Annotated in this window: 19 protein-coding genes and 3 pseudogenes; 8 read left to right on the top strand and 14 right to left on the bottom strand. The window is 67.5% G+C overall.

From position 1 onward, the window contains the following. A partial coding sequence (locus tag ACIBI9_RS60880; protein WP_397237140.1) for a hypothetical protein occupies positions 1-453 on the bottom strand: 453 nt, incomplete at its 3' end. Between the two features lie 30 nt (positions 454-483). Continuing rightward, a complete protein-coding gene (locus tag ACIBI9_RS60885; RefSeq protein WP_397237142.1) occupies positions 484-714 on the bottom strand; it encodes a hypothetical protein in 231 nt (76 codons plus the stop codon). 68 nt (positions 715-782) lie between these two features. Between ACIBI9_RS60885 and ACIBI9_RS60890 the strand changes: the two genes are divergently transcribed. Beyond that, positions 783-1,025: a hypothetical protein gene (locus tag ACIBI9_RS60890; protein WP_397237144.1), complete on the top strand. Its 243-nt coding sequence runs from the start codon at positions 783-785 to the stop codon at positions 1,023-1,025. 146 nt (positions 1,026-1,171) lie between these two features. Beyond that, positions 1,172-1,876, top strand: coding sequence for a hypothetical protein (locus ACIBI9_RS60895; protein ID WP_397237146.1), 705 nt, complete (start codon positions 1,172-1,174; stop codon positions 1,874-1,876). A 105-nt stretch (positions 1,877-1,981) separates the two neighbouring features. On the opposite strand, the pseudogene ACIBI9_RS60900 reads toward ACIBI9_RS60895, so the two are convergent. Further along, positions 1,982-2,518: pseudogene (locus ACIBI9_RS60900) on the bottom strand (IS5 family transposase); the annotation flags it as partial. 378 nt (positions 2,519-2,896) lie between these two features. Here ACIBI9_RS60900 and ACIBI9_RS60905 point away from each other — a divergent pair. The 4 genes from ACIBI9_RS60905 to ACIBI9_RS60920 all read left to right on the top strand — a co-directional run bounded on the left by ACIBI9_RS60905 (position 2,897) and on the right by ACIBI9_RS60920 (position 5,635). Further along, positions 2,897-3,439, top strand: coding sequence for a winged helix-turn-helix domain-containing protein (locus ACIBI9_RS60905; protein WP_397237148.1), 543 nt, complete (start codon positions 2,897-2,899; stop codon positions 3,437-3,439). Beyond that, complete coding sequence (locus tag ACIBI9_RS60910) at positions 3,364-3,975, top strand: transposase (RefSeq protein WP_397237150.1); 612 nt, start codon at positions 3,364-3,366, stop codon at positions 3,973-3,975. Before ACIBI9_RS60905 ends, ACIBI9_RS60910 begins: the two co-directional genes overlap by 76 nt. A gap of 95 nt (positions 3,976-4,070) precedes the next feature. Then, positions 4,071-4,911 (top strand): IS5 family transposase gene (locus ACIBI9_RS60915; protein ID WP_397237152.1). Its coding sequence is split into 2 segments (ribosomal slippage): positions 4,071-4,670 and positions 4,672-4,911, totalling 840 coding nucleotides; the frame shifts between segments, so codons are not numbered across the junction. 349 nt (positions 4,912-5,260) lie between these two features. Next, positions 5,261-5,635, top strand: coding sequence for a hypothetical protein (locus ACIBI9_RS60920; protein ID WP_397237154.1), 375 nt, complete (start codon positions 5,261-5,263; stop codon positions 5,633-5,635). Positions 5,636-6,507: 872 nt separating this feature from the next. Here ACIBI9_RS60920 and ACIBI9_RS60925 read toward each other — a convergent pair. The 6 genes from ACIBI9_RS60925 to ACIBI9_RS60950 all read right to left on the bottom strand — a co-directional run bounded on the left by ACIBI9_RS60925 (position 6,508) and on the right by ACIBI9_RS60950 (position 12,507). Beyond that, positions 6,508-7,446 carry a GNAT family N-acetyltransferase gene (locus ACIBI9_RS60925; RefSeq protein WP_397237156.1) on the bottom strand — a complete coding sequence of 313 codons (939 nt, stop codon included), beginning with the start codon at positions 7,444-7,446 and terminating at the stop codon, positions 6,508-6,510. A 103-nt stretch (positions 7,447-7,549) separates the two neighbouring features. After that, entirely contained in the window at positions 7,550-8,428 is an 879-nt protein-coding gene (locus ACIBI9_RS60930; RefSeq protein WP_397237158.1) for an alpha/beta fold hydrolase, read from the bottom strand. A gap of 317 nt (positions 8,429-8,745) precedes the next feature. After that, entirely contained in the window at positions 8,746-8,973 is a 228-nt protein-coding gene (locus ACIBI9_RS60935; protein WP_397237160.1) for a hypothetical protein, read from the bottom strand. A 260-nt stretch (positions 8,974-9,233) separates the two neighbouring features. After that, positions 9,234-10,484, bottom strand: a complete 1,251-nt coding sequence (locus tag ACIBI9_RS60940) for a hypothetical protein (RefSeq protein ID WP_397237162.1) — start codon at positions 10,482-10,484, stop codon at positions 9,234-9,236. A 508-nt stretch (positions 10,485-10,992) separates the two neighbouring features. Further along, positions 10,993-11,532 carry a YitT family protein gene (locus ACIBI9_RS60945; protein WP_397237164.1) on the bottom strand — a complete coding sequence of 180 codons (540 nt, stop codon included), beginning with the start codon at positions 11,530-11,532 and terminating at the stop codon, positions 10,993-10,995. 180 nt (positions 11,533-11,712) lie between these two features. After that, on the bottom strand, positions 11,713-12,507 hold the full coding sequence (locus tag ACIBI9_RS60950; RefSeq protein WP_397237292.1) for a glutamate racemase: 795 nt from the start codon (positions 12,505-12,507) through the stop codon (positions 11,713-11,715). 328 nt (positions 12,508-12,835) lie between these two features. Here ACIBI9_RS60950 and ACIBI9_RS60955 point away from each other — a divergent pair. Continuing rightward, positions 12,836-12,985 (top strand): annotated as a pseudogene (locus ACIBI9_RS60955) (GntR family transcriptional regulator); the annotation flags it as partial. A gap of 60 nt (positions 12,986-13,045) precedes the next feature. On the opposite strand, the gene ACIBI9_RS60960 reads toward ACIBI9_RS60955, so the two are convergent. Then, complete coding sequence (locus ACIBI9_RS60960; protein WP_397237300.1) at positions 13,046-13,279, bottom strand: hypothetical protein; 234 nt, start codon at positions 13,277-13,279, stop codon at positions 13,046-13,048. On the opposite strand from ACIBI9_RS60960, the gene ACIBI9_RS60965 reads away from it, so the two are divergent. Continuing rightward, entirely contained in the window at positions 13,193-13,534 is a 342-nt protein-coding gene (locus ACIBI9_RS60965; RefSeq protein ID WP_397237294.1) for an aminotransferase class I/II-fold pyridoxal phosphate-dependent enzyme, read from the top strand. The genes ACIBI9_RS60960 and ACIBI9_RS60965 overlap by 87 nt on opposite strands. Here the strand turns inward: ACIBI9_RS60965 and ACIBI9_RS60970 are convergent. From ACIBI9_RS60970 to ACIBI9_RS60985, 4 genes and pseudogenes are all read right to left on the bottom strand, one after another. Further along, complete coding sequence (locus ACIBI9_RS60970) at positions 13,486-13,752, bottom strand: DUF1883 domain-containing protein (RefSeq protein WP_397237166.1); 267 nt, start codon at positions 13,750-13,752, stop codon at positions 13,486-13,488. The genes ACIBI9_RS60965 and ACIBI9_RS60970 overlap by 49 nt on opposite strands. Beyond that, complete coding sequence (locus ACIBI9_RS60975; protein ID WP_397237296.1) at positions 13,749-14,027, bottom strand: hypothetical protein; 279 nt, start codon at positions 14,025-14,027, stop codon at positions 13,749-13,751. Before ACIBI9_RS60975 ends, ACIBI9_RS60970 begins: the two co-directional genes overlap by 4 nt. Before the next feature lie 175 nt (positions 14,028-14,202). Beyond that, positions 14,203-14,958 carry an NADPH-dependent F420 reductase gene (locus ACIBI9_RS60980; protein ID WP_397237168.1) on the bottom strand — a complete coding sequence of 252 codons (756 nt, stop codon included), beginning with the start codon at positions 14,956-14,958 and terminating at the stop codon, positions 14,203-14,205. Positions 14,959-15,008: 50 nt separating this feature from the next. Beyond that, positions 15,009-15,737 (bottom strand): annotated as a pseudogene (locus ACIBI9_RS60985) (NADPH-dependent F420 reductase); the annotation flags it as partial. Positions 15,738-15,751: the final 14 nt, after the last annotated feature.

A 15,751-nucleotide genomic window follows, 5' to 3' on the forward strand; every position in this document is an offset into this window, starting at 1 on the left:
TCGAGCGTCAGATGATCGAGAAGCGGCAAGCATCAACGGTCCTGCTGAGGGCCGCTGTGGCATAGGACCGTCTCCACGCTTTGAGGGGATTGACAGCACACCGTCGCCGAGTTCCGGCGCCGCGCTCGTCCACGACAGTGGCAGGAGCTGCGGCCTGCTCAGGGCGTCGTCCCCGGCGACCGCGGCGGCCAGGATCGTCTGCTTCAGGTAGCCCGCGTGCGTGACCGGGTCGGTCGGGCGGGGTCCCGAGAGGCTGTCGTCGCGGCGGCGGCCCTGCCAGCGCCGCAGCACACCCGCCAGGGCCAGCAGCAGCGTGCACAGGCCCACGACGAAGCTGAGCACGCTCGCGCGAGCGTCGTTGACCTCCAGGCCGTCGCCAGCCATCCACCAGGCGACGGCGCCCACGAGCACGAAGGAGACGATGAAGAGAAAGGCCCACGATCCTCGCGGCATGACCGCATTATCACGCGGCGGACGAGGCTCTCACCGGCGAAGCGGCGGCCTGATGCCACGAGTCTCCCAGTCGCCGCCGGACGCCGTGGAGATCACCTCATCCGAGATGCTGGGCTGGACGCCGTACTCCTCGGGGATCGGCACGGGCCTGGCGACGACGTGGATGCGCAGGGTGCCGAGGCCCTCCACGCCCACCTCGACCACCTCGCCGACCTCCGCCACCTCGGCCAATATCTGGGTACCGAGAAGATCAGCCGACATGCCTTACATGGCAAACAAGATCATATCGCTCTGAACTGCAAGAAGAGGCCAACAACCCCAGATAACGATTGCTCCTCGCCGTCATCCGGCCCGGCGGGCGGACACAACGGTGTGACGCCCGCTGCTACGACGCCCACGAGGCCGAATGCGAATGCGTGTGCGGCGGGCTCAACCACGGCGCGGGATTCCACGACGCGCTTGAAAACACGCGCCGCCTCCACCAGGACTGGATCGAGGCGGCTCACGCCAACGACCCGGAGATCCTGAACATCGAGATCGACCTCAACGCACAGGGGTACGCCCTGTTCTAAGGGCTGTATGGAGTTCGGATCTTCAGAGGAGCTTGGAGGCATCGGATCCACAAGATGGCTCCGCGTAGACGAAGGCCGGCGAGGTAGCTGCCGGAAGTCTTGTCGCAGTAAAAAGGCGGCCGACGACGGGCGTACGAGAGTGTCGCGTGAACTTTCTGGCGGGATGCGTCGTCGTACTCCCCACGATCAACATCGCCGGGATCCGGGGGTTCACCATGAGCTCACTACGCGTGATCGCGCTGTCGGGCGCTGTGCTGGCCGCGCTCGGTTGTTCGGCCCAGACAGCCGAGCCACAGCCTGCCATCACCCAGACCGTCGCACCGCAGAGTCGCGCGACTGCCCCGGCCGCGCTGCCGCAGCAGCCCGTCCCAGCGTCCTCCTCCCTCTCACCTCCGGCCAACCTTCCCAAGCCGACGGCGACCACCGATATCGGGCCCCGTCCGCGCCCCAAGATCTGCGATCGTCGCGGCGAACACCGCGTACCCGTCCGCGACGTGCTGACCATCAGCGGCATCAGTGTCGATGGCGATCGTGTGGTGCTGAAGGCCAGACCCTCCACCCTGGTCTGCGGCCCTAGGGTCGCCGACGACGGCTACTACGAGCCAGTCTCCGGCCCCGCCAAGACCTACCGGCTGGCCCGGCGAGCCACGGTCATCCTCATGAACATGAGCAATGGCCCCGTGCCTGCGCGCTACAGCGTCGCGGCGTTCATCAAGCTGCTGCGCGCCACGCCCGAGCTGAACTTGGAACGTGGCGGTCTCGACCCGCATTTCCGCTCCTTCAAGACCATCTCCGTCGACCCCTCGGACGGCACGGAGATCACCACGCTCTCTCAGCATTACCACCCATGACCGGCGACATGGTTCATAGCCAGCACCGTGAAGACCATCGCTGACTGTTTTCGGTCAACATGCTGGCCTACTGCGCGGCTAGGGCCCTGCATGTAGCTCGTACCTTCAGAGGGGCTGGAGGCTTCGGATCCACAAGATGGCTCCGCGTAGGTGAAGGCCGGCGAGGTAGCTGTCGGGAGTCTTGTCGAAGCGGAAGGCCAGTCCACGCCACTCCTTGATCCGATTAATGCAGCGTTCCGCCGTGTTGCGCTGCTTGTAGAGATCTGGATCATGGCTGATCGGGCGGCCGCCGCAGGAGCCGCGCTTCTTGCGGTGCGCCGCCTGGTCGCTCTTCTCCGGGATGACCGCCTTGATGCCGCGTCGGCGCAGGTAGGCGCGATTGCCGCGAGAGGAGTAGGCCTTGTCAGCGGCCACCGCGCGTGGGCGGGTGCGCGGGCGGCCGACAGGCAGGCGGACCTTGACGCGGTTCAGCACGGCCCGAAACTGCGGGCTGTCGCCGGCCTGGCCTGGGGTGAGCACGAAGGACAGCGGACGGCATCGCCGGTCGGCGGACAGGTGGACCTTGCTGGTCAGCCCACCCCGCGAGCGGCCCAGCTTGGCTGCCTTCAGCCGTATTCTGCGCCGCAGTCGTAACCGCCGGCGGCGGCCCACACGGAGCCGACCCGCGCGGCTGGTCCTCGTCGGACTCGGCGGCGAGACCGGCCCACTGCGGAAGAGCTGCACCCAAAGCCGACTCCATCAGATTCATCCAGAGCCGTAATCGACCTTCTCCACATCTTTCGTTCCGAGGCGACGGTTTGGGTCTTGACCGAAATTAAGTTCCATGATCACAATCTAACCGAGAGGAGATCATCATGAACCCACGCCCGCTCGGTCGAACAGCACTGATCGCCGCGCTTGTCAGCAGCTGCCTGCTCGCCTCCAGCCCCGCGAATGCAGTCGCCTCGGACAGATGCACAGGTTGAATGCGTAGAGTCTTCAGGCCGTGACGGATAGCGCTCGGTGCGATACGACCGTGGTATGCGGTACGGGCAAAGGAGTGGGTACACGCCTGCCGAGCAGGAACGGCGGGAGCGTGTACGGCTGCAAGCGGCCGAGTGGTTCGAGGCCGGTGAATCGACCAAGACGGTCGCCGCACGGTTACGGGTGCACGAGCGGTCGGTGACCCGCTGGCGCAAGGCCTGGCGCGAGGGCGGCACGCAGGCCCTGCGCTCCAAGGGGCCGGTTTCGAAGGAGAAGCTGTCGGCCCGGCAGTGGCAACGGCTGGAGGCCGAGTTACGGCGCGGGCCGCTGGCCTGGGGATACGACGAGAACCAGTGCTGGACGCTGGCCCGGGTCAAGACGCTGACCGGCCGGCTGTTCCACATCGGCTACACCCTCGAGGGCGTGGGCAAACTGCTGCATCGCCACGGCTGGTCGGTCCAGGTCCCGGTGCGGCGGGCCCTGGACCGGGACGAGGAGGCCATCGCCGCCTGGAAGGAGCAGGTGTGGCCGGTGGTAAAAGCACCGCGGCGGACCTGGGCGCCTACCTCTGCTTCGAAGACGAAGCCGGGCAGGGACTGAGACCACCGAAGGGACGCACCTGGGCACCGGTCGGCGCCCGTCCGGTGGTGACAGTACGCGGCAAGGGCTCCGGCCGGGTCAACATGGCCGGCGTTGTGGCCTACCGGGACGGCGAACGCCCGCACCTGTTCTACCGCCTGCACATCTACCGCGGCCGCAAGGGCGAGCCCAAGTCCTTCTCCTGGATCGACTACCGGGACCTGATCGTGGCCACCCACCAGCACCTGGGCGCACCACTGGTGTGGTGCTGGGACAACCTGAACGTGCATCTGGCCGGCCAGCTCGCCGAGTTCGCCGCCGAGCACGCCGACTGGCTGCGCATCGTGCAGTTACCCGCCTACGCTCCCGAACTGAATCCCGTCGAGGGCGTCTGGTCCCTGCTCCGCCGGGCCCTGGCCAACTTCGCCGTCGCCGACCTGCCTGGACTCGTCAGGATCGTCAAACGCAAACTGAAGAAGATCCAGTACCGGCCCCATCTGCTCACCGGCTGCCTGGCCCAGACCGGGCTCACCCTCGATACCCCGGCAAACCCATGACCGACCCTACGAATTCAACCTGTGTGGAGGGTGTCTGAAAAGGGTCGGGCGAGTCACGCTGAAGGGTGTCGGGGGCGTGACCCTGGAGGCGTGCGATGGTCCCTCGGCGTCCGTACCCCACAGATCTATCCGATGCTGAATGGGAACTGCTCGCTCCGCTGATTCCCGCCCCCAAGCCAGGTGGCCGGCCTGCCGTCCATGAGCGCCGGGAGATCGTGAATGCGCTGGCGTACTGGGTGCGGGCAGGCTGTGCCTGGCGGCTGCTGCCCCACGACCTGCCGCCGTGGCAGACGGTCTACCACTACTGGCGCATCTGGCGGATCGAGGGCCGCTGGGAACAGATCCTGGCACGCTTACGCGAAGGCGATCGCATCGGTGGAGGCCGTGACCCCACCCCCAGCGCCGGCATCATCGACAGCCAGAGCGTCCGGGCCACCGACCGCGGCGGCCTGCACGGCTACGACGGCGGTAAGAAGGTCCCAGGGGTCAAACGGCACCTGCTGGTCGACACGCTCGGTACCGTGCTCACTGCCTGCGTCAGCCCGGCGAGCGTCAACGATCGTGACGGCGCGGTCGTGCTCCTTTCCCGCGCTGGCGAGATCCTGCGGCGGCTGAAGCATGTCTGGGCTGATCAGGGCTATCGCGGGCAGGACTTCATCGGCTGGATCCTGGAGCTGTTCGGCGTGACCCTAGATCGTGGTCCGGCGTGACGGCGGATTCCGCTCCACCTGGGCCAGCGAAGACACCCCGCCGCGACAGATCCCGCGGTTCGCCCTCGTGCCCCGCCGGTGGGTGGTCGAGCGCACCTTCGCCTGGCTGGGCAAGTATCGCCGCCTGGCCAAAGACTACGAATACCTGACAGCGACCTCCGAGAATGTCATCTACCTCGCGATGAGCATGATCCTGCTACACCGCCACAGCGGCCGCTCACCCTGACCCTTTTCAGACACCCTCTGGCAACCGTTCACAATGGATGCGCGGGGGACCTGTGGGCCGACCGGCACGCATCCGTCCAATCGCTACATTTCGATTAAGGTCTGCTTCGTAAGGGGCTCGCATGCGGCGCAGTCCGCACTTGTGGTCAAGAACTTCAGTACCTCGAACGCGGGCCCAATCAACGGCAGTGTTTTTGGGAGCGCAGAAGGATCGAGCTGGGTATCCAACGGTTTTTGCAGCGTGACGGTCTTTGCGGCCAAGGCAGAACGGGCCTGTTTCGGCCCGACCGTGCCCATTGGCGGAAGGGTCTGGATGACGGGGCTGGGCCTTGGCCTATATAACGGTGTCCGTGGTGAGACACCAGATACACGTTATCTGTGGCAGGGATAGCCACCCAACGCCAACACCTCCCGAGACCGTCGACGACCGCCGCGTCGTCTTCGGCATCATGCGGCTGCGCCGAGTCCTTGAGGTCTCCAGTTCCGGCTTCTACCCCCTGAAAACGGAGGCAAGGCGTAAAGGGAAGCCGGGTACCGTCGCGAACAGCCACCGGTCGGCGTATGGGGCGTGCTTCTCCAGCCAGCGCATGTACGCCTCGCCACCGAGGCACAAGCTGCCTAAGATGCCGCTGTCGGCGGCCCACACGCCCTCCTCGGGGATGCGGTGTCCCAAGGAGGGCGTGAGGATTGCGCCGAGCCAGGCCTGCGGCGATGTGGTCGCGTGATCCGGTCAGTGCTGGGCGGCGCGAAGTACAGCATCAGCGTCCGGCCGCCGCAGAGGGCCGTTTCGCTTCCGGCGGCGGGTGATGAGTCCGGCTTCGAGCAGGTGGACCGGATCATCCCGCTCGCCGCTGAGGGGACCCGCCGCCCCGGCTGCAGCAGGCCATCGCCGATCTACCCCTGGCGGGCGAAAACCGCGCAGGCTACAAGCGCACCAGCTTCAAGCACTGGACCGATGCCGATGGGGACGGTTGCTCAGCCCGATACGAGGTCCTCATTTCCGAGGCCATCGACGCGCCAAAGTCGGGCCGAACTGCGCCTTGAGCGGCGGGGTCTGGTACAGCTACTTTGACGACACCGTATTGGACAAAGCGTCTAAATTGGACGTCGACCACCTCGTGCCCCTGGCAGAAGCCTGGGACTCCGGAGCCTCTACCTGGGACGCCGCCAAGCGCGAGGAGTACGCCAACTATCTCGAACGACCCGAGCACTTGGTCGCCGTCAGCGCCCGCTCCAATCGCCCAGTGCGGCCTGATCAAGCTGTCTGGAATCGTCGTCTCGCCCAGGGCGGGCAAGCCCTGGCGGGAGAAGCTGAATACCGGCGGTGAACGGCGTCGGTGAGCCGTGTGCTGGAGAACGGCATGCACGGTTCGATGCGGCGGGAGCTGGAAACGGAACGATCGCGACCACGGTCACTGGGGAGAGCACAGCCGACCGGGAAACCGGCGGAAGACAGGCCCCAGGCCCTACCGTCCACCATGATCGCCACCGCGCCAGCTCCCGACCCTACCGCCAACAGCTGTCCGCCGGTCCCTCGACCCCGGTCACCCTGGCGGCCCCAGTGATCTGGCTTGGCACCTGATCTGGGTAGCAGCCCTCAGGGCCGGAGGTCGTTGGACAGGTTAATCCGGATCTCCGTGTTGCGGTATCCGGCGCGCCCGAACGCGGCCGCCATCGGCGCGTTGCCCACGTCGGTGGTGGCGGTGATGCGTAGCTCTCCGTTGGCCGCGTGGATGCGGGTGATCTCGGCGAGCACCTCGTCCACGTAGCCGCGCCCCCGGAACTCCGGGACCACCCCGAGATACCCGACGTTCACGTTGTACGGCGTCGCCGAGGGGATCGCCATGCCCGCCACCTCGCCCTCCTGCGTATAGGCGATCCGCCACCACTCCCGCTTGCCCGGCGCCCTGAGATAGAAGTCCATCTCTTCGCGCGCGGTCGCGTCCACGCCCTTGGCCGCCAGGTTCGCACGGGTCTGGGCGTCGAGGCTGCCGTCGGCGATTCTCGTGAACACCGCCAGGAACTCCTCGTCGGACGCCTCGGCGAACCGCAGCACGCCGGTCGCCGGGGGCACCCCGTCGGCGGGTGTCCACTCGAATTGCAGCCGCTCCACTTCTCGGGTGAGGCCCGCCGCGTGTGCTGCCGCCCGCCGCCACTCCACGGCCATCGAGGTGGCCGGATCGTCGCGCCAGCCACCGGCTGCCTTGATCGCGTACTGCACCGACTGCGGGAATCCGGTCAGCGCGGCCCTGATCAGCTCGGCGGCGATGGCGGCGCGGTCGCCCATGGCGGAATCCACGTCTAGGCAGTCGAGCGCGACCGGGTGCGCGCTGTCCTTCGGCCCCCACCACAGCGCCCGTCCCACGACCTGGTCGTCAACCTCGGCGATCCACGTCCATTCCGGCCGGTACATGTTCTCGGCCAGATCTGCGAGGTAACGGTCGGCGGGGATCCAGCCGACGGGCTCGGTCACGCTCCACGCGGTCACGCGGTGGAGGTCGGCGGGGACGGTAGGGCGGTAGGAGATCACCTGCATAAATTACAGTCCTTTTGTCATTATTTCGGCCAAACGTCCGGTCATTCTTTGAAGCCCGGCGCCGCCCCGCTCAGGGGCGGCGCCCAGGCCGTGGGCAGGGCGATCATGTCGCCGTATGCGCGAGGATCGCCGTCGCCAGTTCCTCGTGCACCTCCACCGGCAGCGTGTGCCCCATCCCCTCCACCATCATCAGCCGCGCCCCTGGGATCCGCTCCGCGATGAGCGCGCTGTGACCGGGTTTGGCGGGCTCGCAGGTGCCCTCGATGGCCAGGGTCGGCGCCTTGATCTGGTCCAGGACACCCACCGGCTCGAAGTCCGGGTTCGCCGCTGCAGCCCGGCGGTGATTGGCCACGGCGGACAGGTCGCGGGCCCGGTCGTAGATGTGTTCTTGCAGCAGGCGGGCGGCGTCCTCGTCGAAGGGCAACCCCGTCCCGTGCAGGACGCGCTGCTCGGTAATCATGAGGTCGATCTGCTCGCGCCGCCCGGCGGGCGGCGGGCTCGTGATCAGAGCACGGAAGAACTCGACGAACTCCGGCGCTGGCGGCGGCAGGCTGCCTTCGGGCTGCGGCTCGCCCATCAACGCCCGCATGATCACCGCGCCCTCAGCGCCGCCGAGCGGCGAAGAGCCGATGACGGTGAGTGTGCGCACCCGCTCCGGCCGCTCCACCGCGATCAGCTGGCCGAGCAGCCCGCCCGCCGAGTGGCAGACCAGATGAGCGCTGTCCAGGCCATGCGCGTCCATCACCCGCAGTACGTCGTTCTTGATGTCGTCCCATGTATAAGGCTCCTTGTCGAAGTCGATGGTGTCCGAGCGGCCGGTGTCGCGGTGGTCGTATCGGATCACGCGCCGGCCACCGGCCGTCAGCATGCCGACGAACGCGTCCGGCCACAGGACGCCCTGCGACATCGAACCCATGATCAGCAGGATCGGCGCGTCCGTAGCGGCGCCGAACTCTTCGCTCCAGATGTTGTTCTCAGGCATGTTCAAAGCATGTCCTGTCCTGCTACCGGTGCCTTCTGTAGAACTACTGGGGACGCCAGTTCAGTACGGGTGCCAACGCCTACCTTCGGATAGATCTTGTAGAGGTGATACTCGACATCAATCAGCCCGACGGTCCGACCCGGCACCGGCCTGGGATCGAAGATCGGCTGCGGCAAGGTTTCAATGCCCTGCTCCTTGCAGCTGGATGCGGGAGCCGCAACCGAACGGCCAGTGGCGGCAGCGCGTCAGGAATGAGCGGGATTATCGCCATCCTGCGCTCCCATGCGGGTAAGTGTCGAAGGCCTATATCCCGCAAGCTAGTGAATCTCCTCCAGAGGGTAGGGGACCCGTCTGCTCCGGCGCTGGAACGTGCGGTAGAAGTCGGACATCACGGCGGCGACCGGCGCGTGCCGAGCGATGATCGCTGCGGCCTCCTCCGGGATTCCTGTGGGGCGCTCGCCCTCCGCGTAGGCGCGCACCCGCTTGTAGCGGCCTTCCCCGTCCCCTCTCCGCAATCCGTACAGAGCGGTGACCAGCCAGTCCACCCGATACGTGGCGGAATAACAGCGGTCATAGGTCTGGTGCCGACCGAAGAAGTCGGCCTCGTCCTGCGGCGGTGTGGCCTCTCCGGAGCGGACAGAGGGCGTCCGAGATCCGTGTGAGACGACAGTCCTGGACGCGCTTTTGACAGCACCTTAGTGAAGATCGACGACGACATGGGAGCCTGATGCCCTGATAGAGCGCGCAGCGGAAGCGGGAACTGGTTCCCGTCAGTCAGGTGTACCTCCGACCTGGCCGCACACCCTCACCTCTCGCGGCTCCTGTAGGTGGCCCGCAGTTCGATCAGCTTCTCCCTGGCCACCTCGTCCAAGGCCTGGCGCTGATCCTGGTCCTCCTCCCAGGTGGCCTCCGCGCACAAGACCCTGGCGGCCTCGTGCGGCTCGGCGTCGCGCACGACATACCAGACGGTGTCGCCGCAGCCGAGCCTGTCGTGGTCTCGGCGCAGGACCGTCACGATGCCGGAGACGAGGATTTGCCTGGTCCACGGATTCCTGGCCAGAATCTGCCGATCCACCGTCAGCCCCTCGTCCATGAGCTCGCCGCCGAGCATGTCGTCTTCCCACCGCCACACACGGCGGCTGACTCCCGCCGATACATAGAGGGCGCCACGGCCCTCGACGGGCACCGAGAACGTCCGCGTGCCGCCGCGGCACAACTCCTTGGCGATGCGCTCGCCGTCGGCGTACTCGCGCAGCCGATCCTCGCCCAGGTCGTGCCCGGACAACGAGCCCCGCCGCGCCTGCTCGGCGTAGTAGCGGTCGATCAGCGGATCCTTGAACCGCCCCGCACGCGTCTGCGGCGGGGAGCAGGAGGCCGGGGTGAGGTCCACGCCATCCTCGATGTCGGCCCCGGCCGCGCGCAGCAACTCGTGAACGGTGACGCCCCTGTCCTCCGCCTTGCGGCGCAACTTGCGCAGCCAGCCGTCGAAGGTGTCCAGGTCCGGGTCCGCGCGCAGCGACGCCCAGTCCGCCACCGTCGAGACCGGCACCGGCACCTCCCGCCGCGCCGGAGGTTGCACGAGTTGCTCGGGCTCGAGGTCGATCGAGTAGTACAGAACTCCGCGCGCAATGTAGGAGAACGGCGCCGCGTGCGTAATCGGGTCGAAGACATCCCGGATCGGCCAGAACCTCAGCAGCCACGCCTCCTCGCACTCGCCTGTGGCATGCCCGTCGCCTGGCTCGGGTTCACGCAGGTACATCTCCACGCCGTACTCGAAATGCGGCGGCCCGATCAGGAAGTCATGCCCCCTGCCGTCCATCATGGTCACGATCGCGACCACACCGCTCTCCGCGATGAACGTCGAAGAACTAACCGGCGTCCACGAGGCGTCCGCGGCCCCCGGCTCGGCGTCCCAGGACTCCAGGCGCACGGCCGCGACGAAGTGATAGATCTCATCGGTGGGAGAGCCCCACTCCGGCAAGTCGGTGCCGTCCAGCCCGAACGTGTTGTACTCGACGTAGAGTTCGTCGTCGAGCCTGCGCAGCAACTGTGCCATGTCAACGCCTTCGCCTTGTTGGTGATCATCCTGGCTTGGCGAATTATGGCCCGCTGCACTGACAACCTGAGGCGACGTGCACATACGTCGCGCCGGCATCCGCGTCGTCCACAGGGGACAACGCGGCCGGCGTGTTCCAGAAGACCATGGTCATGGCGGCCAGTTCGCCTATCAGGAAGGCGCCTTGGACGAGGCGAAAGCCGTCCAGACAGCCTGCCGTTAGAGCTGATCAAGGGATCAGGTCTGTGTCGCGTTCAGCCCAGGCCTGGCCCGCTGTGGCGTCGTGCGTGCTGGTGATATCCGTCGAGGAACGCTTCGAGTCGATCGAGCCGGCGCCCATCACCACATGTGAGGGGGCCGCCCGCGCTCACGCGGAGAGGGTAGAACTGGCGCCTCTGGACCACCTTGCCGGAGACTTTGATCACGTCCCTGACCTCACCCTGGGCCTGGGCATCGCACGGACATGAGCAGGCACACACCGATGGACAAGGAATGCCATCGCCCGTATTCAGTCGGCGGACGTCCGGGGCTCGTCGCGACCGCGGTAGGCGAACCAGGGCAGGAAGAGCTGAGTAGTCGGGCCGACCGTGAATGCGTACAGTATGGTACCGATCCCCACACTCCCTCCGAGCAGCCAGCCTATGGTGAGTACGGTGATCTCGATCAGGGTGCGGATGAGCCGGATGGAGCGCCCGGTTGCGGCGGACGTACCGGTCATCAGCCCGTCCCGGGGACCAGGTCCGAAGCGTGCGCCGACGTAGACGGCGACGGAAAATCCATTGAGGAGGACACCCTCGACCAGCAGGCCGACCCGGGCCGGGAAGCCGAGGTGCTGGGGGATGAGCAAGAGGCCGAGATCCGATGAGTACGCCAGGACGATGATGTTGGCGACAGTGCCGAACGTCGGTGTCTGCTTGGGGGGAACCCACAGCAGGAGCACGAGAGCCCCAAGGACAGCGCTGATTGTGCCGAAACTCAGGGAAGTGTGGCGCTCCAGCCCTTCGTACAAAACGCTCCAGGGGTTGGCACCCAGCGAGGCCCGCACCATCGCTGAAAGGCTGAATCCGTACAGGGCGAGGCCGATGAACAGCTGGGGAAGACGTCTCAGCGGATGCTCACCGAGGGAAATGTAGCTCAGGCGTGGCGGAGCGCGTACTCGGTTTCGGTAACTGTGCAGCTGCGGCGCGACGTTTCAGAGCGCGGGCACGGGGATGCCACGCGTCACCGTTCACAGACGGCCCCCTGGTGTGGCGCTGACGGTCTGCAACAGTCGGCCTTCGTCGTACGCCAGCGCTGCGGCTGGAAGCGCCGCCTCCCGCCCGCTGAGGATCACGGTCAGGACGCCCTCGGCAGACGCCTCCGGTGCGGGCAGCACGCCGATGCGGCGCAGCGCGTGGGCGGCGACCGCGCCCGCCGAGCCATGCAGCACGAGCGGCGGCAGATCGGGCCGCTGCACGGCCACGCGGATGTGCTCAGCCACGAGTTCGTGGGTGCAGCCCAGGACAACGGCCCTTACATCATTTGGGGTGCGCTCCGCCGCGGCGGCGACCGCAAGCGCGACGGCCGCCTCGTCCGCGTACTGGACCGCGTTGGACAACCCGGGGCATGGCACTTCGGTGACGCGCACGCCATCTGCGAACTTGCCGATGAGACCGCGCTGGTAGGGGCTGCTGACGGTGGCGGGAGTGGCCCAGATGGCAACCGGCCCGCCGCTCGCGGCGGCCGGTTTGATCGCCGGGACCGTCCCGATGACCGGCACGTCCGGTTCCAGGTGAGCCCGCAGGGCGGGCAAGGCGTGTACGGAGGCGGTGTTGCAGGCGACGATCAGCGCGTCCGGGCGGTGCGCGGCGGCGGCTTCGGCGACGGCGAGGGCACGGACCGTGATGTCCTCCGGGGTACGCGCCCCCCAGGGCATGCCGTCGGGATCCGAGGAGAGAACGAGATCGGCGTCGGGTCGCAGTCGGCGGACTGCGGCGGCTGCCGCCAGCAGTCCGATTCCGACGTCCATGAGCGCGATCTTCACTCGGTCGCCATGGGTCGCTGGCCGTGCACGTGCAGCGCGTTCCTCATGGCCGTGCTGACGTTCGCGTTCACCGCGATCCGTGATCTCCTGAACCATGCCAGTCGCCCTCCAGTGTGCTCGTGCCTCAATGCCATTGGCGGACATTTTGTACACTGATTGGCCTCAATAGCATGGCCAATCCCGGGATAGTGGCATGGGGAGACTCGCCTTCGTTCCGGCCTGTGGACAGGGTGGACCGCGCTGAGCGGATGCTCAGGGGCCTACAACTCGCCGCCATGCTGCCGACTCGGCGGAAACCAGACCCGCCTACCGCCACCCGGCCCATGCGATCAGCGCGCTGATCCTGGACGGACGGATCGCGTTGCACGTGAGACTCCCCGCCGAAAGGGACCTGGCCGCCGCACTGAAAATCAGCAGACCAACCATCACCGCCGCCTACGATCTGCTGCGCGAGAGCGGCTACGCCCACAGCCGCCGGGGCTCTGGGACCTGGACCACCCTGCCTGAGGGCGCTGTCCCCAGCGGCGTCACACGGGTCCTACCGCCCCCGGATACCGCGATCGACCTGGCCAGGGCCGCACCCGGGCTGCCGGAGCAGCTGCTCGGCGACGCTCTTCACCGCGTCGCCCCGCAGCTGGCCGAGCACGCGCATACTCCCGGCTCCCATCCCTACGGCCTGCCGGAACTGCGCGCTGCCGTCGCCGAGCGTTTCACCCGGCGAGGCCTGGCCACCGTACCCGAGCAGATTCTGGTGACCTCCGGTGCCCAGCACGCACTCACACTGGTCATTGGGCTCCTGTGCGAACCCGGCGACCGGGTCATGGTGGAGAACCCCTCCTACCCGAACGCTCTGGAGGCCATGAGACCGAATTGCTCTTATGAAAGGTCAAGAGCGCGGCCCGGTGGATCGGCCGGCCGGGCGTGCGGCTCTCCGGTCGGTCCCGGCCGCCGCCCGCCAGGCCGCGCTCAGATCACCGGTCAGTCGTCGAAGAGCTGGGCGACGGTGACGTTCTTGACCCGGTCGTAGCTGTCGACGATCAGGTACCAGTAGTCGTCGTAGGGCACCTGCAGGCTGATGGGGCTGTAGTCGTAGAAGCCGCCGTGGTACTGGTAGGCCTCCTCATCGAGGTACGCCTGGTATTCCTCGCTGTCCATGAGGCAGACCCGGGCGGTCGAGCCGCGCCAGTCCACCTCGAAGCAGGCGCCGGCCCCGGTTTCTCCGAGGTCCCAGTACAGATGCCTCACACACCATTAGTAGCCGGCCACGCACCGGGCGGGAAGGTGTCCTTGCGTGTCCGCCGCCGGCGCCAGGACTGAGCTATCGGTCGGCGGCCGGGAAGTGCCGGTCCAGGATGTCGGCCCACTTCGTCGACCAGACCCTCGTCCACGCGCATCTCGGTGGTGCGGCCGACGAGGCTGACGTGCGTGTACCAGTCGTCCGCGGCGAGGACGGTGAGGGTCACGCGCGGATCGTTGCGCATGTGATCGAGACGCCGACGGCCCCGGTTCGTGTTGACCAGGACTCGGCCGTCGTCCTCTCACAGGTATCAGGTGGCGGTGGATACGGGCGTTCCGTCGGGGCGCAACGTGCTGATGACGGACGGGTTGGGCCGGCATAGCAGGTCGACCGCCTCGGACGGAAGCGGCGGCTTGCGCATACGTACTCCTCTGTCTCGACGTTCTGGGCGGACCGGGTCAGTTGCCGGCTGGGAAGAAGTCCTCCAGGAAGAGGCCGACGCGTCCGGTGCGGGTGGCCCGGCCGGTCAGTTCCCCGACGCGGGCGGCACTGACGACGGCACCCGGGGCGTTGTAGAGCCAGTCGTGCGCCTGCTCCTGGGTCATGCCCCTGGGCGGCAGCGAGATGTAGGGGAGGACGTTGACGGGGGTTCCGGCCTCGTGGCGCCAACTGTCGGCGAGCGAGCCGGTGTCGACGGCGTCGTAGCCGATGGCGTCCATGAACCGCGCGACCTCCGCCATGGCCGTGGGGTCGTCGCCGGTGACGGGCAGGGCGCTGCGGTAAGGGTGACCGGATGGGCGGGCCGAGCTGTACAGCCGGCCGGAGTCCATGTTGCCGAGCGCCTTGACGACACGGGAGCCGGACAGGTGACGCTGGAGCAGCTCGCTGCTGGTGATCCGCCGCTCGTCCAGGTCGTCGATACGGCCGTCCCGCTCGGGGAAGTAGTGCATCGTGTCGACGATGCCCGTCAGCGCGTCGACCGGGAGCTTGTCGTAGGCGTGGAACGGCAGGGAGACCACGACGAGGTCGGCGGCCTCGGCGGCCTCCGCCGGGGTGGCGGCGCGGGCATGGTCGCCAAGCTCGGCGACGAGGTCGGCGAGGGTCTCCGGTCCGCGCGAGTTGCTCACGACGACGTCGAGGCCGCCGGCGACGGTGAGGCGGGCGAGGGTGCGGCCGATGTTGCCGCTGCCGATGAAGGCGATGGGCTGGGGCATGGCGGTGATTCCGTTCGGGGCTGTGCTCAACGGGGTGGGCGCACGGCGGCTCACATGTCGCGGTACCGCTTCGCCGCGGCCAGCGCGGTGCGCAGGGCGTCCGCGGTGACGGGCTGTCCCCGACCGGGGTCGCCACCCGGCGCGAGGGCGGCCAGGCTGTGCCCCTGGCTGAAGTACGGCTCGCTGTAGGCGGCCGTGTCGCGCTGGAAGCGCCAGCCTTCGGAGAGGGGGCCGGCGTCCAGGGCGTCGTAGCCGATCGAGTCGAGGAATCCGGTGACGGTCTTCTTCGCATCGTCCGAGTCACCGGCGATGGCCAGGACCGACCGCTCGGGGTTGCCGCTGGGCCGGCTCAGGTTGCCGAGGTGGACGTAGAAGATGTTGTTCATCGCCTTGACGACGTGCGACTCGGGCAGGTGGGCCTGGAGCAGTTCGCTGGTCGTGGTGGTCTCGTCGTCGAGCTCGGCGATGCGGCCGTCACGCTGGGGGTAGTAGTTGTTGGTGTCGATGACGACCTTGCCGCGCAGCGGGTCGACCGGGACCGTGCGGTAGGCGTGCAGCGGGATGGTCACGACGGCGATGTCGCCTGCGGTCGCGGCTTCGGTGGGGGTGGCCGCGCGGGCGCGTGGGCCCAGTTCCGCCACCAGGTCGGCCAGGCTGTCCGCTCCTCGCCTGTTGCTCAGGACGACGTCGTGTCCGGCGGCTATTGCCAGGCGGGCGACGGTGCCGCCGATGTGTCCGCTGCCGATCAGGCCGATGGTGCTCATGTCGATGTCCCTATGTGTGTGGTGCTTCG

Source organism: Nonomuraea sp. NPDC050451, from assembly GCF_044458585.1.